Source organism: Roseibium sp. R5 (assembly GCF_055755305.1).
Map to the genome: position 1 here is coordinate 4,697,169 of NZ_CM146910.1, position 17,614 is coordinate 4,714,782.

The window sequence follows — 17,614 nt, forward strand, 5'->3', positions numbered from 1 at the left end:
AGCTGAGCTCCATCGTCGAGGCATGACACTGGCACAACTTGCCAGATCAAAAGGCAGGACGCCCAGTGCTTTCTCGCACGTTTGGAAACGTCACACTGCACCCGCCGAACAGGCAATAGCCGAATTCCTCGGCATTCCGAAAGAAGTCCTTTTCAAGGACCGCTATCCGAAGCGTACTGCCAAGATCCTTTCTAGCAAACACGACGGTCAGCGCGCTAGGCAAAAAGCCGCCGCCGCGCCAGACAGAAAGGCGGCTTAAATGACACAAGTATGTCAGCAAAGCGCGCCTGCCCAGACAGGTTCTTGCGAAGACGGTTCCGGCTTCATCCTAGCCAAAGTTTCCAAGTTGAACCGGTACTACTTTTTCACCGGGGCATTTTCGAAAGTTGAAGCGCGCAGCGGGACAGTCCTCGTTGGCGCAAGCGGTTTGTTCCCCGACGACGCGTTTGTTTACGACAGTCTGGCCACAGCCCATCAAATCGCAAATCAACTCAATGGCGCTGGGATCGGCTCCCCTTGGCATGCCGTCCCGGAGGCCACTCCGTACGAAATTCCCTTCGCGCCCATAGCGCATCCGGACGTGAAGGAAATCGCGCCACCTGCGTAGTGGTGGGATGCGGCGCTGCCGCTTTTTGGGGCGTCCTGAGATGGACGTCACATCCTCCCTCAAACTTACCGGGCGGGCTTACGGGTCGCTCCTGCCGCCCGGTCTTTTCAACGGCTTTGAAAGGTATTTCACATGGCCGACAAAAAGATCAAAATTGACCTAATCGATATTCCTGCCGGTCGCTTGCGTGACATTGATCCGGATTGGGCAAAGACCCTGGCCGGTATGTTCGAAGAGACGGGCCACAAAACACCCATTGATGTGGAAGTCATCGGGGACCGGTTCCGCTTGGTTGCGGGCGGGCATCGCCTTGAAGCGGCAAAGATCCTGAACTGGAAACAAATCAGCTGCCGCATATTGGTCCCGGCCACCGATCAACCAGCCGAAGAAATGCGGCTGCATGAGATCCTCGAAAACCTCGGCCGGAAGAACTTCAACGCCCTTGAACGGTGCGAAGCTCTGGCGGAATTGAAGCGTGTGTATGAGGTTCTGCACCCTGAAGCCAAGAACGGCGGGGACCGAAAGAGCCAAGCGGCTAAAAACAATGACAAAAATCAGATCGCAATTTTTGCGTTCTGTTCTTCTGCCTCTGAGACCACCGGACTTTCCCGCCGTTCTGTCGAACTCGCAGTGCAGATCTTCGAAGGCCTTGCACCAGCGTCGCGAGAGGCCCTGAAGGGAACGCCATTTGCCGAAAAACAGTCTGATCTCAAAGCGCTCGCTGAATTGGATCAAAAAGCCCAGGCAAAGGTTCTAGACCTCGTTCTTGGAGAAGAGCCAAAAGCCGGGTCCATAGCCGATGCCAAGTTCATGGTCTCGGGCAAAAAGCCCGAAAGCGACGGCGAGAAGAAACTCAAGCGGGTCAAGGACATCCTCCCCGGGCTGTCAAAGGCAGCGAAGTTCACCGTCTTCCGGGACCACAAGAAAGAGATCATTGAACTGGTCCAAAAGGAGGGCTGGCTCAATGCGTAGAGGTCGCCCCCCAAAGGACACGATTACTCCGGATCTGTTCAATTGGACCCCGCCCAAGGTGACGGTTGGTTTTGAACCCGATGCCATACAAGGTGATCGTCTCTCTTCCCGAATTAGCCGGGCGGTTGCAAAGGCACTTAAGGACTGCGGCAAGAGCCGTCAGGAAATTGCCACCGCCATGAGCGAGCGCCTTGGTCACAAGGTTACCACAGCAACGCTCGACGCCTACGCCAGTGAGTCGAAGACCGACAACAACATCACGGTCGAACGGTTTGTAGCTCTAATCCATGGCACCGGCCAGACAGAACTACTTGGCTTCTTGGCGGATCACTTCGATCTGAAAGTTGTTCCGGCCAAGTATGAAAACGTCATTACGCTGGCTTTTATCAAGGACCGCAAAGAGCTGCTTGAACAGCAGGAAAAAACCCTCAAGGCGAAGATCCGGGGGGCGCTATGAAACTCTGGCTCACAGCTCAGGAGATCGCCGATCTTAGGCTTGTGGAGTTCCCGGCGAGTGAACGTGGCGTCCAGAAATTTGCGGACCGGGAAGAATGGGCCTCCAGCGAGCTAGCGCGCAAGCGTGAGGGCCGTGAGGGCGGCGGAGGTATGGAATACCATATCGACCTCCTGCCGCTTGCTCAGCGCCTCGAATATGCCGGGACCTTTGTTCGGGTTGAGCGCGAAGATTACGAGACTGAAACCACCAACGAACTGAACCGCCGCGAACTCAGCACCCGCGATGCCCGGTTGATCTTGCTTAAGGTTGCTGACCGTTTCCGCAAGACCAGCGGTCTCGGTGCGTCGGGGTCTGATCATCTCTTCTGCCAGTTGTTTGAAGACGGCAAGGTGCCGCTCCCCGAATGGGTTCTTGAGCATGTGAAGCGGATCTCCACCCGCACCATGCACCGCTGGCGCAGTAATGCCCGCAAAGACCTGAACCGCCTAGCCTATGATCCCGCCAATGCCCGCAAGGGTACCGGTATCCTTGACAGAGCCGAAGACGGAAGGCTCCGGGCCTATTGTCTCGCGGTCTATGCTTCAAACCAGTTTTTCAGCGCTCAGCATATCCTTGATGCAGCTAAAAAAGAGTTTGGGCCAACGGTCAACTTAGAGCGCAAGGGCCGAACAGAACGTGTCCCGATGCCTTCATTAAGAACGTTTCAAAACGCTCTTAAAAACTGGCTTAAAGAGGACGCAAACGTGCTCCTCAAGATAACGGACCCGGACGCCTACAAATCCAAGGTCCGGTTTGTTGCCAGCGGTGCAAACCGAATGGATCGCCTCAATCAGAAATGGGAGATCGACGCCTCCCCGTCCGATGTCATGACGGTTGACGGGCGTATGAACATATACGCGGCGATTGATCTTTATTCCCGGCGCGTGATCATTCTCGTTACCAAAACACCTCGGGCCGATGCGGTCGGGTTGCTGATCAGAAAAGGGATACTCGCCTGGGGCGTTCCTGAAACTATCAAGAGTGATAACGGCTCGGACTTTAAGGCAAAGTCCATCGTCAGGTTGTTGGATGCGCTCGGAATTGAACACGATCTATCTTCGCCTTACAGCCCCGAGCAAAAAGGCACTGTTGAGCGCGTCATTGGCACGTTTCAAAGGGACTTCGCAGCGGTCCAACCGGGCTTCATCGGGCACTCAGTTTCTGACCGCAAAGTCATTGAGGCGCGCAAGTCATTTTCGGCCCGTCTTGGAACCGATGACGCTAAGCTTTTCAATGTTGAGCTGACCGCCAAGGACCTCCAAGAGCGCGCGGACAAGTGGGCTGAAGAGCGCTATGCCCATACCCCACACGAGGGATTGAAACGCAAGACACCGTTTGAGGTGGCCCAGGCTTACGCAGGCCCTATCCAAGCGATCAACGACCCCAAAGCGCTCAATGTGCTCCTAGCGCCTATCGCTGGCCAAGACGGTTTGCGCAAAGTTACCAAACAGGGCGTCCGGGTGGACGGCGAGTATTTCTACACCGGGGACGTTTTGCCCGGCACGATGATCCTTGCCCGGCATGATCCCGATGACCTTGGCCGCTTGTGGTTGTTTGATCCGGACGGCGAAACCTATCTCGGGGAAGCGGTTAATCCACATCTGGCGGGCTTGGATCCTGCAGAGACCATCCAAAAGGTTCGCGCAAAACAGAAAGCGATCGAAGAAGAACGGCTTGTCGAAATCCGCAGGGAGAAACGCCGGATCACACCGCGCACAGTGGCAGACGCACAACGATCAGCACATGTTCATAATGCCACGCTGGTCAGCTTTCCAAAACCTACTGAAAAGTACGAGACCAGCAAGATGCAAGCCGCTGCGACGGTCAAGGCAAAGCGTACGCCGAAACCGCTCACAGATGCCGAACGCAAGGTCATGGAGCAGCTGGAAGCCGGTCCCGCACAGCCGGTGAACGTCAAGCGCCTGCCGAACCAAGACACCCCCGAAGATCGTTTCAACCGCGCCAAGAGGTTGGAACAGCGTATTGCCACGGGCAACCCATTGGCTGACGCCGATGCGCTCTGGCTGACCGGCTATCAAGCCGGTGCTGAATACCGGGCACTCAACATGATCCACGAGGACTTTGAGCGTTCGGAACAAGTGCCGCCCGCGTCTTAGGGCAAAGAAACAGCCTCAGAAGCTGCAACTTCTGAGGCTGAGAAAGTCAGACAAAACTAATGGACCCAAACCATGACGAATAGAAGCACAAGTGTCAATGGCGGATTGGCCAACCTCAGGAACGTCGCAAGGTTCTTGACGTTGGCCAACACCCTCATACATCGCCCAATCGGCCTGCCGGGGATCGGGGTTTTTCACGGTCATTCCGGCCTCGGGAAAACACAGGCCTCGATCTATGCCCAAAACAAGACACGGGCGCTCAGACTTGAAGTCGGCGACAGCTGGACGAAGAAGAAATTCCTGCAAATGCTCTTGCGCGAAGCCGGAATTGAACCCCGTCAACGCACCATCGCAGACCTCACTGAAGAGGCTATTGCAGTTCTGGCTGACGATCCCAATCGCCCATTGTTCATAGACGAAGCGGACAAGCTCGCTGACAAGGGCATGTTGGAGCTGGTGCGCGAGATCTACGAACACAGCCAAGTCCCCATCATGATGATTGGCGAGGAGCTGCTACCTGAAAAACTTGAGAAGGTTGAACGGTTCCACAATCGCGTTTTGAGTTGGGTACAGGCAGAGGCCTGCGACCACGGAGACGCCCGCAAGCTGGCGGATCTTTACTGCCCCGGCCTCAATGTATCAGACGAGCTGATCGACCTGACGGTTGAACGTACTCGGGGCAAGGCGCGTCTACTTGTCGTCAACTTCAATCAGATCCTCGCATATGCTCAAAACACCGGCACGAAGGAACTATCAGCGGAGCATTTTGACGACAGCTTCTTTGCTACCGGCCAAGCCCGGCGACACCGTGTTCGGAGGGCTGCGTAATGTCCATCCAACTCGAATTGCAAGTCACCCCTGGAACACCGATCTATCGCGGTCACGATCACTACTGGAGCGTGATGCGGGACCTTGGCAAAGACAGCGCTGAGTTCACGCTCGCCGAGATCGCGAGCCGGTCCAACGACCCACGTGACAAATCCATCGGTGACTTTCTTCAGCGTTTGATTAAGGCGCAGATTGTCGAGGTGACGCGCACTTTCAACGCTCCGACCAAGCGCGGCGGCTCTGTCAAACACAACGTCTACCGCCTGCTTAGCAGGCCGACCAGAACGCCCATCGTCAACCGTGATGGCACGACCGGGCAACAAGGCGAAAAGAACGCCAATATGTGGACGGCAATGCGTTGCATGAGCCGGTTCACCAAGCACGATCTGGCGATCGCAGCTGCCACAGATGTCTTGCCTATCAGCATCCATACAGCTGCGACCTACATCCAACACTTGACGAATGCCGGATACATTCAGGAACTGCGCGCCAGCCGGTCTCGCAATCCGGCAATTTGGCGGCTTAAACCTTCCATGAACACCGGTCCAGAGGCCCCGCGCATCCTGAAAACAAAGGTGGTCTATGACGTCAACAAAGGGCGCATTTTCGGCAAGCCGGTCGCTGAGGAGTGCGCAGCATGAACCAGAAACCCACCATGCTGGAAAAGGCTCAAATCGCCTGGAACGGCAATGTCCCTGATTGGGTTGAAGAGCTAGCGCGACTTGCAACACACCAAGGACTGAACGTCTGCGCTGAACGCCTCAATTACTCTGGCGCAGCCGTCAGCAACACGATCAACAACAAATACCGTGGCGACCTCGGAAAGATAGAGGAAACGGTCCGCGGAGCGTTGATGCACGAAACCGTCAATTGCCCCGTCGTCGGTGATATCGGCCGGGATCAATGCCTCCGACATCAAGCTGCAAAGCGCGCGCACACCAACTCCATCCGGACCCGTCTTTACAGGGCTTGTCGGAACGGTTGCCCTCACTCCCGCTTGAAGAACACAGGAGGCAGGGATGCTTAGCTACGATCTCATTCACCTTGGTTACCTGTGCTTCACGGCAGCACAAACAGAAGAACATGATCGGTTACAGGAATTCACCAAACGCCTTGGTGAAAGGCTTCTGGAAGCCGCTGAACGCGCCGAAGGGATGGAGGCCAAGCCCGCCATCATCCCCTTCCCGACCGACCAAGTTGTTGTGGATCTGAGCGCTGAAAACGTCATTCCGTTTCCCAAAGCAAAGCTCCGTCCAGTTCCGTCCAGCGACGGGGGTGTGGCATGAGCAAAGGACTTGCACCGCTCACCTATCGCCAGCAGGCCTTGATGATCGGGTATCTGACCCTTGGTGAAGATTTCCCGTTCATCGCCACCGAACTTGACCGGTCTGTGCTGGCGGTTGAGCTGGCCTACAACAACATCCTGTCCACCCTCTGGAACGAGGGTCTTATCGACGCTGATATCAGCTGCGCGATCCCGCCTGAGAAAACCGACACACCGAAAACAAAGGACAAGTGGAAGCCGCGAAAGTTCCGCGTGCTCGGCTCCGCTGTGCGACGGGCTCAACGCAGCCCCATCGATGTGACTGCCAATCTCATGAACGACCCGGCATTCGCAGAATTTGAGCGCTCTTTGAAACGACCTCCAGCGTTTCGTGAAGAGCCCCGCTACGGCAAGAGGATCTTTTGAAATGGACACCAATCAAACCGAAGTTGCACCGATCCATGACGGCATAGAGATCGTCAATGGCCACCCCTACATGCGCGATGCCAAAGGCAACCTTATGCCTGTTGAGAACGTTAAGCCCCAGCACAAGCTTGAAGACGAAGCTGTGCGCAAGATCATCGGATTTGCCGAGGACTTAAACAGCCAAATTTCAAGGTTCCGGAACCACACCTACGCCGACCTTCTCAGCCTGACGTCAATGCTGGCGCAAGAATACGGCGCCGGGAAAGGCGGCAAGAAAGGCAATACCACTTTCCAGACCGTCGACGGCTGTTTGAAGGTCCAGATCCAAGTGTCTGATTTCATCGACTTCGGGCCGGAAATCCAGATCGCAAAGACCCTCATAGACGAGTGTCTGAATGATTGGGCTGCCGACAGCAGTGCGGAGATCCGCGCCATCGTTACCCGCGCCTTCAACACCGACAAGGAAGGTCAGGTCAACAAGTCGGAAATCTTGTTGCTTCTGCGATTTGATTTTGACGACGACCGATGGAAACGCGGCATGGATGCGATCCGCGATGCCATGCGCGTCACGGGCTCCAAAAGCTATGTCCGGTTCTATCGCCGCAGCGATCCCGCCGACCAATGGGAGCCAATCACCATCGACATTGCAAAGGCGGCTTGAGATGGCCGCGCGCAAAAACCGTAGCCGGTCCGGGGCACAAACCAAGTGCCCCGATTGCGGCAAGAAACTGCGCGGCGGCAAAGGTCTCGCAACGCATCTTCTCCAAGTCCACGGCAAGGAATTGCCTAAACCGAAAAAGGTGGCTTGAGATGGCACTTTCCCAACAGACGATATCTCAGAACGTCACCTACAAAACCGGTCGCCGGGGTGACCTCCCCGGTCTTTCACTGGTGTCGGATTGCGGCGAAATCGAAGTCGATGGAACACCCATCAAGGTCATGATGTCAGCACCGGGCAAATACGAGTTGTGGCATCCGTCCGGCCTGCAGATGCAGATCAGTTTCAAGCCGGTTTTGTCCGCTCTTGCTGATCTCTTGAACCAGCAGGCAAAGGCGACCTGACATGGCCCGCCTCACAAAACCGTCCGAGTACGAGTTGAGTGAGACGCAAACCCTGCGCGACCGGCGGACCAGATTGTCGCGCAGGGTCCAGCTTCGGCCCGGATTGATGGCCGAACAGGCCGAGTTAAAGGCCGTTACAAACGAACTTTTAAAGCGTGAATTAGCCGCTTCCCAAATGCCACAGCACCAACCGCTCGGCGATGCCGGTGCCGTTGGTGGGCAGATGCAAGGCAGGCTCCCTTACAAGGATTGAAGCATGACAGCGATCGCGAAAATCCACATCCTGAAAAGCCAAGCCGGTTTGGATGATGACACCTACCGGGCTTTTCTGGAAAGGCACACGGGAAGACGGTCTTCCAAGGACATGTCCATAAGCCAACGTCTGACGGTTGTTTCAGAGCTTCAGAAATTGGTGCCCGCAGAACATCGCCCGGTGGCAACCGGCAAATTCGGCAAGAAGCTACAGGCCCTTTGGATCGCCGGGTACAACCTCGGCGTTGTCACCAAGAAGTCCGACAAGGCCATGATTGATTGGCTGAAGCGCCAGACCGGCCTGGACCATCACCGCTTTCTGTCCAAAGACGAAGACGCGGCCAAAGCGATTGACGCCCTGAAAATCTGGTACCGCCGTGAAACCGGGAACCCGGAACTGTTTACCCGCGACAAGCACCGGTCCCGCCTCTTGAACGATCACCGGTTCCAGATCTGCCTGCACATCTGGACTGAGCTTGTAAAACGGAACCGTCACCCATCCGGGTCCCTTGAGCAGCTGCTGCGCTGTGTCAGTGGCAAAGAGAGCCCGGAGAAGCTTAGCGACGGCGACTGGATCAAGGCGATGAACAAGCTCGGCGAGAACTACCGGCGCATGAGGAAGGCATAAGGCATGACCTCCTATCTGCCCGGTATCCTGTCGGAAATCGCCGCAATTGTCGGCGAGAAAAGCGCGCTGTTAATCGCCCATGAAAAAGGCGGTGGACGGTGCAATTTTCCAGCAGTACCGGGCAGTGACCACTGGCTTTCTAAGCTTATCGGCCATGACAAAGCAAAACGCCTTTGCAAGGAACTGTCGCTCGGCAGTGCAGACAGCGACCGGTTGCGCGGGATATACGCTGATATCCCTCTCGGACCCGCAGCAACGCGCGCCATAACGCACAGGACGATTGACAAGCTGGCGAGAGAAGGCAAGTCTCATGACGCGATCGCCCGCACATGCGGGGTATCGCGGCGCACCGTTCAAAGGCGTCTTGGCGACAACTTGTCAGCCGACCCGGACCGTCGCCAGCCAGATCTGTTTGACCTCCCCAAAACCGGCTAAAACCTCTACCGGCGACATGTGTCACCGGTCTTATTGTGCGGCACATCCCGCACCTTGCTTCACATCAGGCAACTACTTGCCATCCGGTTCTCCAACAAGAGCGGTGCGATGTGAACGATCAACAAACTCCCGATATCATTTCCCGTCTGAAACGCGGTGGCGGCAAGTTCAGCGACGACAGCGTTGTTACGCTTGCCGCCGCACGCATGCAGTGTGAGCCGGAAGTCCTGTTTGCCATCCTTGAGGTGGAGAGCAAGGGCCGTCCGTTTGACGATGCTGGCCGTTTGATAATCTTGACCGAGAAACACGTCTTCTGGCGGGAGTTGCCGCAACAGTTGCGCGGCCGGGCGCAACGCCTTGGATTGGCGGTTCGTCGATGGTCGCGGGCGAACTACAAAGGCCTGGGCGGTTCCGGTTCTGACAAGCGCTGGGACCGGCTGGAAGCAATGGTCCGGCTTGATGAGACTGCCGGGCTTCGCTCCGCCTCCTATGGCGGGCCGCAGATCATGGGCTTCAATGCCGAGCTGTGCGGCTTTACGAGTGTTCAAGAATTCGTTCTGTCGCTCGCACAGTCAGAAGCCGCACAGGTTGAGGCGTTCCTTACCTTCCTTGAAAAAGTTGGATTGTTGCAGTCAATCCGGGACAAGGACTGGCAGGCGATCGCCCGGCGCTACAATGGGCCTGGTCAGGTCACCTACTACGCCAACCTCATGCGTCAAGCCTATCAGCGCTTGAGTGGCCGTTCCGGCAAAAGTGAGGTCAGCTCCGGCAATCTTCGAATTGGCTCTGAAGGCTACCGGGTGAAGGCTTTGCAGGATCGTTTGATTGCGCTCGGTTATCACCTTAAGGCGGACGGCGATTTCGGACCGGCAACGCGGCGGCAAGTGGTTGCGTTTCAGGTGGATAGCGGTCTGGCTGCTGATGGTGTTGTTGGTCCTAAGACCTCAGCCGCACTTGAAAGCGCTGTGCCGGTCACGGCGCAGCCGGGCGGCAACCGGAACGCCATGACCGTCAAGGATCTTCGCAAGTCGGGATCACAGACCATCAAACAGGCCGACCGCCTAACCGGGCTGGGTGCGGGTACCGTTGTGACCGGTGCTGGTGCCAAGCTCCTGGAAGAACTCGGCGCGGCCCCCGGCCTTGAAACCCTAAAAGGGTTCTCGGTAATGGTTCAGCAGATCAGCGAGCTTGTTGATCCGATCCTGCGGTTGATCGGCGACAACAAGTGGCTGGCGCTGGCTGCTATCGGCTTTACGGTCTTCATGATCGCCCGGCAGATCAAGGCGCGCCGTCTCCATGATGCAAAGGAATGGAGGCATATCGGATGACGGTCTTTCTGTCTTTCCTTTTGAAGCTGTTGAGCGGTCCGATGGTGGACAAGGCCCTGCGCTACATGGAGCAGAAGGCCGCGATCGGCACCGAACGGGAGCGGATCAAGGCGCAAACGACGATCGAAACCATCCGGGCAGCCGTTCAGGAAATCCGGATCATGGCGGATCTGCAAAAATCCAAGTTTGAGAAGCTGCCTTATTGGATCTTCGCCGGTCTCTTTGTCTTCCCGCTCGGCTTCTGGTGGACCGCCGTCATTTTGGACAGCGTGTTTCTGTTTGGCTGGGGTGTTGCCAGTGTTCCGATCCTGGAGGATTGGGGCGGCCAGATGATCCGTTGGCTCTTCTACACCGGCACCGTTGTCGGCGCGATCAAGATGCTCAAGTGAGGTGCCTGTGATTGACTATATCAAAGCCCTCGACGGGCTGTTCGGCATAGCGGGCATTATGGTCGCTGGAGCTGTTGCTGTTTATTCATTTCTTACCCGCCCATCAAAGGCCAATGCGGACAAGATAGCCGAGCTGCAGGCGGTAAACGCCGAGTTGCATGGCCGTATCTCGGACCTTGAAGCGGTCATCAACAATCTTCCAACCCGCGAAGATTTTCATGCGTTGAACCTCCAACTCACCCAAGTCAGCGGGGACATTTCGACATTATCCGTTGAGCTGACGGGGGTGAGGCGGATCGCTACCCGAATTGACGACTTCCTTCTGCAACAAGGAGGCAAATGATGGATTTCGCCGAACACTCCGCCCAGGACGTCCGCCTTATCATTCTGAAAGGTCTGGCAGATGAGAACGACCACCGCCTGAATGAAACACTGGTTGTCCATCTCCTACAGACCTTCGGGCACACCAAGAGCCGGGATTATGTCCGGACGCAATTGCGCAAGCTGAACGAGCTGGGCGCTATTGATCTGTTTGAAGTAGGAACCGTTCTGGTTGCTCAGCTGAAACAGCCCGGCCTAGATCATGTGGAGCGCCGGGCGTTCTTGGATGGTGTTCTGAAACCGTCGATCGGTAACTGACTATGGCCAGCCGTCGCGGCCGAGGCCGCTTGTCCTCGATCGAGAAACTGCCGCCCGAGTGCGATCAAATTATCGCGGATGCGGCGCGGGATCTGCGCGGCCGTGACAAGACCCAAACGGAAATCTACGAGGATTTCTATCGCGAACTGGAGTGCTTGCAAAAAGAGTATCGCGGCGAGCTCGAATTCACGATCCCGTCGTTTTCCTCGTTCAACCGCTATGCGATCAAACAGGCCCATTTGACCAGGCGCATGGAAGACACCCGCACCATCGCCGCCAGCATCGCCGAGAGCTTTGATGCGGAAGCGTCCGACGATCTGACCTTGATTGCGGCGGAAGCCCTAAAGACCCTCATCTTCGAATTGCTGACCGACGCCGGGGAAAGCGGTTTGGCACCAAAGGAAGCCATGAGCCTTGCCAATGCGCTGCATAAGGCAACCGCTGCCCAGGGCATTTCCAGCAAGCGTCGCAGTCAGGTTGAGGCAGGCTTTGCCAAGAAGACAGACGCGGCCCTGGAGAAGGTGGCTAAGGCCAAAGGTCTGTCCAAGGATGCCGTTGCTCAGCTGCGGCGCGAGTTCCTGGGGCTGCGGGCATGACCGCAGCCACAGTGAACACTCCGGTCCTATCCCGCGACCCGTCATCACTTCCGCCCGAGCTGCCGCGCGGTTCCGATATTCCGGAAGATCTCGACCCGTTGGCGGCCGGGATCTTGATGGATCACCAGAAAGAGTGGCTCGAAGACAAGTCGGATCTGAAGCTGTGCGAAAAGGGCCGGCGCACCGGGATCACATTTGCCGAGGCTCTGGACGACACCTTGACCGCAGCGGCGAGCCGGGAAGCTGGCGGCGATAACGTCTTTTACATCGGCGACACCAAGGACAAGGGCCGCGAGTTCATCGGCTATGTCGCGCACTTTGCAAAGGTTGTGGCGGGTGAGCTGGCGGACGTTGAAGAGTTCCTTTTTGAAGATCAGAAGGAAGACGGATCGACCCGCCAAATCTCCGCGTTTCGTATCCGCTTCAGCTCCGGTTTCCGGGTTGAGGCCTTGTCATCCCGCCCGGAGAACATTCGCGGTCTTCAGGGTGTGGTGGTGATTGATGAAGCGGCTTTCCATAAGGATGTGCGCGAGGTCCTGGACAGCGTCAACGCCCTTCTGATTTGGGGCGGCAAGATCCGGATCATCTCCACCCACAATGGTGTCTTGAACCCGTTCAACGAACTGATCCGGGAAGCCAAGGCGGGGAAGGTTCCCTACAGCCTGCATTTCATACCCTTTGAAACGGCTATTAAAAACGGTTTGTTCAAGCGGGTCTGTATGCGCAATGGCGAGACGTACACCAAGGAGAACGAGGAAGCTTGGGTTGCCAAGATCCGCAACGCCTATGGTGCGCGCAAATCGAAGATGCGCCAGGAGCTGGACGCGATCCCGGCCGAGGCCGAGGGCTCAGCTCTTACACGGGTCCAGATTGAAGCTTGCATGAAACCCGGAATTCCGATCCTGCGTTGGGATTGCGACGATGATTTCAAGAACGCTCCGGAGCACATCCGCAAAGCCGAGCAGCTGGATTGGTGCCGGGAACATATAGACCCGGTGGTTAGGAAACTGGATCCTACCCGCCCGCACTGCTTTGGGGTGGACTTTGCCCGCAAGGGCGATCTGACCTTCATGCTGTTTTTTGAGATTGGCCGGGACCTGGTCAGGCGCACTGTCTTTGCGATCGAACTGCGCAACGTGCCGTTTGACCAGCAGCGCGATGTCCTCTTTTACGCCGGGGACCGTCTCCCGCGCCTTGCCGCTGGCGCTTTGGATGCCACGGGCAACGGTCAGTATCTGGCAGAAAAAGCCGCTCAGAAGTGGGGCGAGATCATTCAAGAGGTGCATATGACCGCCTCTTGGTACCAGGCCAATTCGCCCGTCTATATCGAAGCGTTCAGCGACGGGACGATCCTGCTTCCGCTGGATGAAGATGTTCTGAAGGACCATCAGGCGCTCAGCTACGTCAACGGCATAATTCGGGTGCCGGAAGATATGAGGTTCAAAGGCGCAGACGGGTTAGATCGGCACGGTGACAGTGCACCGGCCGGGATCCTCGCCTACTTCGCCTCCCGGCAAGCTCCGGTTTCGTACGACTACACGCCAGTAACGGAAGCCGGTGCGCGCGATCACAAGGCGCGGCATGCAGATGATGAACTTGGGTTTGGCGGCATGGACTATCAACGCAGCGAGGGCCTTTGGTGATGGCAGACCACGTTTTTTATGATCGTCACGGGCTCCCGATCAAAGCCGAGCCGAAAGCCCTTTCAAAGGAAACCGACTTTACCAGCGTCGGGCGCTTCAGCCGGAGCTTTGACGAAAGCATTGCCTCGGGTCTGAGGCCGCGCAACGTTCCGCGTATTCTGAAGGCGGCGAACGATGGCGACATGTTCGACTTCCTGACGCTTGCCGAGGAAATGGAAGAACGCGAGCCGCACTATGGGTCTGTCCTTGGCACGCGCAAGCGCGCGGTATCTTCGATCGATATCACGGTGGATGCGGCCAGCGAGAGTGACAGTGACACCACTATAGCGATGGCGGTGAAGGAGCTGATCGAACAACCCGACTTCATTGACATGTTGGACGATGCCTTGGACGGGCTGGGCAAAGGCTATGCCGTTGTTGAGATGATGTGGGACACCAAGTCGCCAGTCTGGATGCCTCGCGATTTCGTCTGGCAAGACCCGCGTCTGTTCCAGTTTGACAAGCAGAAAAAGCGCACGCTCCAAATACGCCAGGAAGGCAACAAGGACGGCCTGCCGCTCGCACCGGCCAAGTTCATAACGCACATGCCGAAGCTGAAAAGCGGCAAGCCAGTGCGGGCCGGTCTGGCCCGTGTTGCGGTATGGTCCTTTGTCTTGAAGTCCTACACCATTAAGGATTGGGCACAATTCTGCGAAGTGTTCGGTATGCCGCTGCGTGTCGGTAAGTACCATGCCAATGCATCGGACGATGACAAGCGCAAGCTGATGCGGGCGGTTATGTCGATTGCTTCGGATGCGGCCGGGATCATTCCGCAAGGAATGGACATAGAGTTCATCCAGAACGGCGCGCGCGGCGGCGACAGTGTCTTTGGGCACCTTGCCAAGTTCCTGGACGAACAGGTTTCCAAGATCATCCTCGGCCAGACCATGACCACGGACAATGGTTCGTCCAAGGCGCAGGCCGAGGTACACAACGAGGTCCGCCTTGATGTAAAGGCAGCTGATGCCCGGCAACTAGAAGCAGCTCTCAACAAGGACGTGATCCGGCCTTTCGTTGATGTGAACTTCGGACAGCAGAAACGCTACCCGGCCGTCCGCCTGCCGGTGCAAGAGCCGGAGGATCTGGAGCGCCTAGCGAATGTCCTTCACAAACTCGTGCCGCTTGGCCTGCGTGTCTCGGCCGCAGAGGTTCGCGACCGGGCGGGCTTCTCCGATCCGGACGAAGACGCGGAGATCCTGGGCGCACCTGCCGAGAGTGAAGCTGACGACACGGGCAATGCGCGGAACCGTCGCAAGGCCACCAACAGCGCCCACGCTGCCGATGACTTGCTAGAGGAAATCGGGGCGGATGAACTCAGCCAATGGGAAACCCAAATGGACCCGCTGCTTCAGCCCGTGCGCGACCTGGTCAACGGTGCCGGATCTTTCGAAGAGATCCTGACCGGTCTTGAAGGTTTGACCGCAGACATGGACGGCAGCGAACTTGCACGCGGTCTCAACCGGGCGCGTCTGAAGGCGCGCGGCGTTGGGGACGTAATGGATTGAGATGACCTATGACTTCACATCCAGACCCGCGCCGGAGGTTACCCGGTTCTTTGAAGAAAAGGCGTTCAATCCATCCTTCCACTGGCGGGATGTCCTGCCCGAAGAACACAGCTTTGCATTCACAGTGGCAAAGGCAGTCAAGGCCGAAGTGCTTACCGAGCTTCGCGATGCGGTTGCCAAAGCCATCCGGACCGGACAGACGTTAGAGGCCTTTAAAACGGACCTTGAACCCACTTTAAAGAGCCTTGGATGGTGGGGGAAACAGAACCTCATTGATCCGAAAACCGGGGAGCTGGTTGCCGCGCAGCTCGGCTCACCGCGACGGCTCAAAACGATCTATTGGGCGAACACGCGCACGGCGCGCGCTGCAGGACATTGGGAACGGGCTCAGCGTACAAAGCGGGTCCTGCCGTATTTCATCTATCGGATCGGCCCAAGCGAAAACCACAGGCCACACCATGTTGCCCGTGAAGGTACGATCCGCCCGGTTGACGATCCGATCTGGGATGACTGGTTCCCGCCCAATGGCTGGGGCTGCAAATGCTGGATCCGGCAAATCAGTCAGGAAGAAACCGACACACGCGGCGGCGTTAGTGATCCGCCTGACATTCCCCTGGTCGAAGTCCTCAACAAGCGCACGGGCAAGACCGAGTTAATCCCTCAAGGGATTGATCCGGGCTGGGACACCAATCCCGGCAAGGCGCGGGCAAAGAACCTGATCCCGCATTTTAACGCCAAGCTTGAGGATGCGGGCAGTGCTTCACCGGCAATTGCCAAAGCCATCTTGCAAGAGTTCTGGCAGTCGCGAGCACCGGAAGCCTACGCCCGCATGAATGAGCGGGTGCACCTACCCGTGGCCTATGCTCCAGATTTGGCAAAGCGCCTTAAAGCGCCGTCCGCTTTGGTGGTGGTTTCCAATGACACGTTGGCTGCAAAGATTGGGAAACACGCAGCGATCGACACGGCGGGCTTTGGTCAGGTTCAACAGATGCTCGAGACTGGCACGGCGATTGATCGGCGCGCTGATAACAAGGGCATCAACTTCTGGATGGATCAGGGCGGCTACTTGCGGCGCGTAGTTTTGCGCCAGTCGGCCGAGGGCTTCCTGTACATCGGCACACTGTTTGTATCGAGTGCCAACCTGCTCAAGTCGCACCTGGCGAAGTACGGAGAATGGGGAGAGGAATAGGCCGGAGGAAGGACAGCTACATCTTCCGCAGGTTCGAGCCTGCCACTGGTTTGCCCGGCTGGTTGTATTATTATCAGAATTCGCGCAAAACAGAAACGTAGTTTTTTGACAGTGAGAACCAATTTCATGAGCCTATTGAGAGAAATTCAAACTGCGATTTTAAATGAACAGACAGCTCTTGGCCCAATTCTTCTAAAACTACGATTTTTAGCAGCGCGGTTAGGGGATGACTTTCTGGAAGATTGGGTACAACACGAAATCAATGGTTACCCCAACGACGTGCCAGTCCCTAGTTATCGGTCTGTTGATCTGACCTACACAGCCACGGTTGAGAACGCGGCAGTCCGACGCACCAACGTCCAAATTGCGGACGCTGTGATTTCGTCACACGCTGGCCCAGAATGGCTTCATCATGACATTCGCGAACCGATGTCCGCTATCGATCAAATCATCCACCAAGACGGTGTTACATCAGAAACCGGCAGCAAACTCACTATTCCGTGTGGGAATCTTCAACTATTGATCGCCGACAAGGTATACAATAATGCGACCATAACTTGTCTTAGAAACGAGATCAGCTTTGGCTCCATTCTCAAAATACAATCAGTTGTGAGGTCCAACATCCTAGAATTCACGCTCGCGCTGGAAAAGAACATCCCGGCAGCGGCGGAAATTGAAATCAGCGCTCCAGACGATTCACCGACGATAGACCCCAAACAGGTTTCCGATATCAGCCAACAAATTATTAATTACGGAACAATGACGACAATAAACAGTTCCGGTGACAATGCGCAGGTTACTGTGCAGGTGGCAAAAGGCGATATTGATGGCCTGATAGCAGCATTGGAACAGGGCGGAATTCCGATTGAACAAGCCAAAGAGTTTGCTGAAATAGCAGCATCTGAACCTCCCGGCGAAGGTAACAGTTTTGGCGAGAAAGCCAGGGCATGGCTTGGAGATAAACTTGCTGAAGGAGCGAATGCCGCTTGGACAGTTAGTCTCGATGTTGGCCTTGAATTGTTCAAATCAGCGCTTAAAGGATTTCTTGGCGGAGCTTGAGGATTTTGCGTCCTATTTCCAACCGCCCGAAAAATCGCCATAGAAGCCGCTGGAGAGGCGTTTGCGGTTCATGATGCGCAAAAAATCCTCGCGCGCGTTCTACCCTGTTTAAACCCCGTTTAACGGCGAAGCGATCCAGC

Annotated in this window: 25 protein-coding genes; all 25 read left to right on the top strand. The window is 56.4% G+C overall.

Annotated elements, in window-relative coordinates; translation table 11 throughout:
• Positions 1-22: 22 nt before the first annotated feature.
• The 25 genes from AC0J4F_RS21940 to AC0J4F_RS22060 all read left to right on the top strand — a co-directional run bounded on the left by AC0J4F_RS21940 (position 23) and on the right by AC0J4F_RS22060 (position 17,474).
• Positions 23-259, top strand: a complete 237-nt coding sequence (locus tag AC0J4F_RS21940; RefSeq protein ID WP_473026458.1) for a helix-turn-helix domain-containing protein — start codon at positions 23-25, stop codon at positions 257-259.
• Positions 260-607 carry a hypothetical protein gene (locus tag AC0J4F_RS21945; protein WP_473024711.1) on the top strand — a complete coding sequence of 116 codons (348 nt, stop codon included), beginning with the start codon at positions 260-262 and terminating at the stop codon, positions 605-607.
• A 132-nt stretch (positions 608-739) separates the two neighbouring features.
• A complete protein-coding gene (locus AC0J4F_RS21950; RefSeq protein ID WP_473024712.1) occupies positions 740-1,579 on the top strand; it encodes a ParB/RepB/Spo0J family partition protein in 840 nt (279 codons plus the stop codon).
• Positions 1,572-2,036: a hypothetical protein gene (locus AC0J4F_RS21955; protein WP_473024714.1), complete on the top strand. Its 465-nt coding sequence runs from the start codon at positions 1,572-1,574 to the stop codon at positions 2,034-2,036. The genes AC0J4F_RS21950 and AC0J4F_RS21955 overlap by 8 nt, the downstream gene beginning before the upstream one ends.
• On the top strand, positions 2,033-4,192 hold the full coding sequence (locus AC0J4F_RS21960; protein WP_473024715.1) for a DDE-type integrase/transposase/recombinase: 2,160 nt from the start codon (positions 2,033-2,035) through the stop codon (positions 4,190-4,192). The genes AC0J4F_RS21955 and AC0J4F_RS21960 overlap by 4 nt, the downstream gene beginning before the upstream one ends.
• Before the next feature lie 72 nt (positions 4,193-4,264).
• On the top strand, positions 4,265-5,020 hold the full coding sequence (locus tag AC0J4F_RS21965; protein WP_473024716.1) for an AAA family ATPase: 756 nt from the start codon (positions 4,265-4,267) through the stop codon (positions 5,018-5,020).
• Positions 5,020-5,661, top strand: a complete 642-nt coding sequence (locus AC0J4F_RS21970) for a hypothetical protein (RefSeq protein ID WP_473024718.1) — start codon at positions 5,020-5,022, stop codon at positions 5,659-5,661. Before AC0J4F_RS21965 ends, AC0J4F_RS21970 begins: the two co-directional genes overlap by 1 nt.
• Entirely contained in the window at positions 5,658-6,047 is a 390-nt protein-coding gene (locus AC0J4F_RS21975) for a transcriptional regulator (RefSeq protein WP_133945755.1), read from the top strand. Before AC0J4F_RS21970 ends, AC0J4F_RS21975 begins: the two co-directional genes overlap by 4 nt.
• Positions 6,040-6,306, top strand: a complete 267-nt coding sequence (locus tag AC0J4F_RS21980) for a hypothetical protein (protein ID WP_473024719.1) — start codon at positions 6,040-6,042, stop codon at positions 6,304-6,306. The genes AC0J4F_RS21975 and AC0J4F_RS21980 overlap by 8 nt, the downstream gene beginning before the upstream one ends.
• A complete protein-coding gene (locus AC0J4F_RS21985; RefSeq protein WP_473024720.1) occupies positions 6,303-6,710 on the top strand; it encodes a hypothetical protein in 408 nt (135 codons plus the stop codon). Before AC0J4F_RS21980 ends, AC0J4F_RS21985 begins: the two co-directional genes overlap by 4 nt.
• 1 nt (position 6,711) lies before the next feature.
• A complete protein-coding gene (locus AC0J4F_RS21990; RefSeq protein ID WP_473024721.1) occupies positions 6,712-7,371 on the top strand; it encodes a DUF3164 family protein in 660 nt (219 codons plus the stop codon).
• Between the two features lies 1 nt (position 7,372).
• On the top strand, positions 7,373-7,519 hold the full coding sequence (locus AC0J4F_RS21995) for a C2H2-type zinc finger protein (RefSeq protein ID WP_473024722.1): 147 nt from the start codon (positions 7,373-7,375) through the stop codon (positions 7,517-7,519).
• 1 nt (position 7,520) lies between these two features.
• Positions 7,521-7,772, top strand: coding sequence for a hypothetical protein (locus tag AC0J4F_RS22000; RefSeq protein WP_473024723.1), 252 nt, complete (start codon positions 7,521-7,523; stop codon positions 7,770-7,772).
• A gap of 1 nt (position 7,773) precedes the next feature.
• Positions 7,774-8,025, top strand: a complete 252-nt coding sequence (locus AC0J4F_RS22005) for a gas vesicle protein V (protein WP_473024724.1) — start codon at positions 7,774-7,776, stop codon at positions 8,023-8,025.
• A gap of 3 nt (positions 8,026-8,028) precedes the next feature.
• The gene (locus AC0J4F_RS22010) at positions 8,029-8,652 is read left to right on the top strand and encodes a regulatory protein GemA (protein ID WP_473024725.1); all 624 of its coding nucleotides are present in this window, start codon (positions 8,029-8,031) and stop codon (positions 8,650-8,652) included.
• A gap of 3 nt (positions 8,653-8,655) precedes the next feature.
• Positions 8,656-9,087 (top strand): hypothetical protein, encoded by a 432-nt coding sequence (locus tag AC0J4F_RS22015; RefSeq protein WP_473024726.1) that lies wholly within the window; start codon positions 8,656-8,658, stop codon positions 9,085-9,087.
• A 110-nt stretch (positions 9,088-9,197) separates the two neighbouring features.
• Positions 9,198-10,415, top strand: a complete 1,218-nt coding sequence (locus tag AC0J4F_RS22020) for an N-acetylmuramidase domain-containing protein (RefSeq protein WP_473024727.1) — start codon at positions 9,198-9,200, stop codon at positions 10,413-10,415.
• On the top strand, positions 10,412-10,804 hold the full coding sequence (locus tag AC0J4F_RS22025; RefSeq protein WP_473024728.1) for a hypothetical protein: 393 nt from the start codon (positions 10,412-10,414) through the stop codon (positions 10,802-10,804). Before AC0J4F_RS22020 ends, AC0J4F_RS22025 begins: the two co-directional genes overlap by 4 nt.
• Before the next feature lie 7 nt (positions 10,805-10,811).
• Complete coding sequence (locus AC0J4F_RS22030) at positions 10,812-11,147, top strand: DUF2730 family protein (protein ID WP_473024729.1); 336 nt, start codon at positions 10,812-10,814, stop codon at positions 11,145-11,147.
• Positions 11,144-11,443: a VpaChn25_0724 family phage protein gene (locus AC0J4F_RS22035; protein ID WP_473024730.1), complete on the top strand. Its 300-nt coding sequence runs from the start codon at positions 11,144-11,146 to the stop codon at positions 11,441-11,443. Before AC0J4F_RS22030 ends, AC0J4F_RS22035 begins: the two co-directional genes overlap by 4 nt.
• Before the next feature lie 2 nt (positions 11,444-11,445).
• Positions 11,446-12,039, top strand: a complete 594-nt coding sequence (locus tag AC0J4F_RS22040; protein WP_473024731.1) for a DUF3486 family protein — start codon at positions 11,446-11,448, stop codon at positions 12,037-12,039.
• Positions 12,036-13,682: a hypothetical protein gene (locus AC0J4F_RS22045; protein ID WP_473024732.1), complete on the top strand. Its 1,647-nt coding sequence runs from the start codon at positions 12,036-12,038 to the stop codon at positions 13,680-13,682. Before AC0J4F_RS22040 ends, AC0J4F_RS22045 begins: the two co-directional genes overlap by 4 nt.
• A complete protein-coding gene (locus AC0J4F_RS22050; RefSeq protein WP_473024733.1) occupies positions 13,682-15,226 on the top strand; it encodes a DUF935 domain-containing protein in 1,545 nt (514 codons plus the stop codon). The genes AC0J4F_RS22045 and AC0J4F_RS22050 overlap by 1 nt, the downstream gene beginning before the upstream one ends.
• 1 nt (position 15,227) lies before the next feature.
• Positions 15,228-16,415 carry a phage head morphogenesis protein gene (locus AC0J4F_RS22055; RefSeq protein WP_473024734.1) on the top strand — a complete coding sequence of 396 codons (1,188 nt, stop codon included), beginning with the start codon at positions 15,228-15,230 and terminating at the stop codon, positions 16,413-16,415.
• A 126-nt stretch (positions 16,416-16,541) separates the two neighbouring features.
• Complete coding sequence (locus tag AC0J4F_RS22060) at positions 16,542-17,474, top strand: AbiTii domain-containing protein (protein WP_473024736.1); 933 nt, start codon at positions 16,542-16,544, stop codon at positions 17,472-17,474.
• Positions 17,475-17,614: the final 140 nt, after the last annotated feature.

Bases quoted from the DNA above. Each gene is read 5' to 3' on its own strand.
- AC0J4F_RS21985 (WP_473024720.1), top strand. From the start codon at position 6,303: ATGAGCAAAGGACTTGCACCGCTCACCTATCGCCAGCAGGCCTTGATG.
- AC0J4F_RS22055 (WP_473024734.1), top strand. From the start codon at position 15,228: ATGACCTATGACTTCACATCCAGACCCGCGCCGGAGGTTACCCGGTTC.
- AC0J4F_RS21945 (WP_473024711.1), top strand. From the start codon at position 260: ATGACACAAGTATGTCAGCAAAGCGCGCCTGCCCAGACAGGTTCTTGC.
- AC0J4F_RS22005 (WP_473024724.1), top strand. From the start codon at position 7,774: ATGGCCCGCCTCACAAAACCGTCCGAGTACGAGTTGAGTGAGACGCAA.
- AC0J4F_RS22010 (WP_473024725.1), top strand. From the start codon at position 8,029: ATGACAGCGATCGCGAAAATCCACATCCTGAAAAGCCAAGCCGGTTTG.
- AC0J4F_RS21980 (WP_473024719.1), top strand. From the start codon at position 6,040: ATGCTTAGCTACGATCTCATTCACCTTGGTTACCTGTGCTTCACGGCA.
- AC0J4F_RS21970 (WP_473024718.1), top strand. From the start codon at position 5,020: ATGTCCATCCAACTCGAATTGCAAGTCACCCCTGGAACACCGATCTAT.
- AC0J4F_RS22040 (WP_473024731.1), top strand. From the start codon at position 11,446: ATGGCCAGCCGTCGCGGCCGAGGCCGCTTGTCCTCGATCGAGAAACTG.
- AC0J4F_RS21955 (WP_473024714.1), top strand. From the start codon at position 1,572: ATGCGTAGAGGTCGCCCCCCAAAGGACACGATTACTCCGGATCTGTTC.
- AC0J4F_RS22060 (WP_473024736.1), top strand. From the start codon at position 16,542: ATGAGCCTATTGAGAGAAATTCAAACTGCGATTTTAAATGAACAGACA.
- AC0J4F_RS22050 (WP_473024733.1), top strand. From the start codon at position 13,682: ATGGCAGACCACGTTTTTTATGATCGTCACGGGCTCCCGATCAAAGCC.
- AC0J4F_RS21990 (WP_473024721.1), top strand. From the start codon at position 6,712: ATGGACACCAATCAAACCGAAGTTGCACCGATCCATGACGGCATAGAG.
- AC0J4F_RS21975 (WP_133945755.1), top strand. From the start codon at position 5,658: ATGAACCAGAAACCCACCATGCTGGAAAAGGCTCAAATCGCCTGGAAC.
- AC0J4F_RS22015 (WP_473024726.1), top strand. From the start codon at position 8,656: ATGACCTCCTATCTGCCCGGTATCCTGTCGGAAATCGCCGCAATTGTC.
- AC0J4F_RS21950 (WP_473024712.1), top strand. From the start codon at position 740: ATGGCCGACAAAAAGATCAAAATTGACCTAATCGATATTCCTGCCGGT.
- AC0J4F_RS22000 (WP_473024723.1), top strand. From the start codon at position 7,521: ATGGCACTTTCCCAACAGACGATATCTCAGAACGTCACCTACAAAACC.
- AC0J4F_RS21960 (WP_473024715.1), top strand. From the start codon at position 2,033: ATGAAACTCTGGCTCACAGCTCAGGAGATCGCCGATCTTAGGCTTGTG.
- AC0J4F_RS22025 (WP_473024728.1), top strand. From the start codon at position 10,412: ATGACGGTCTTTCTGTCTTTCCTTTTGAAGCTGTTGAGCGGTCCGATG.
- AC0J4F_RS22045 (WP_473024732.1), top strand. From the start codon at position 12,036: ATGACCGCAGCCACAGTGAACACTCCGGTCCTATCCCGCGACCCGTCA.
- AC0J4F_RS22035 (WP_473024730.1), top strand. From the start codon at position 11,144: ATGATGGATTTCGCCGAACACTCCGCCCAGGACGTCCGCCTTATCATT.
- AC0J4F_RS21995 (WP_473024722.1), top strand. From the start codon at position 7,373: ATGGCCGCGCGCAAAAACCGTAGCCGGTCCGGGGCACAAACCAAGTGC.
- AC0J4F_RS21940 (WP_473026458.1), top strand. From the start codon at position 23: ATGACACTGGCACAACTTGCCAGATCAAAAGGCAGGACGCCCAGTGCT.
- AC0J4F_RS21965 (WP_473024716.1), top strand. From the start codon at position 4,265: ATGACGAATAGAAGCACAAGTGTCAATGGCGGATTGGCCAACCTCAGG.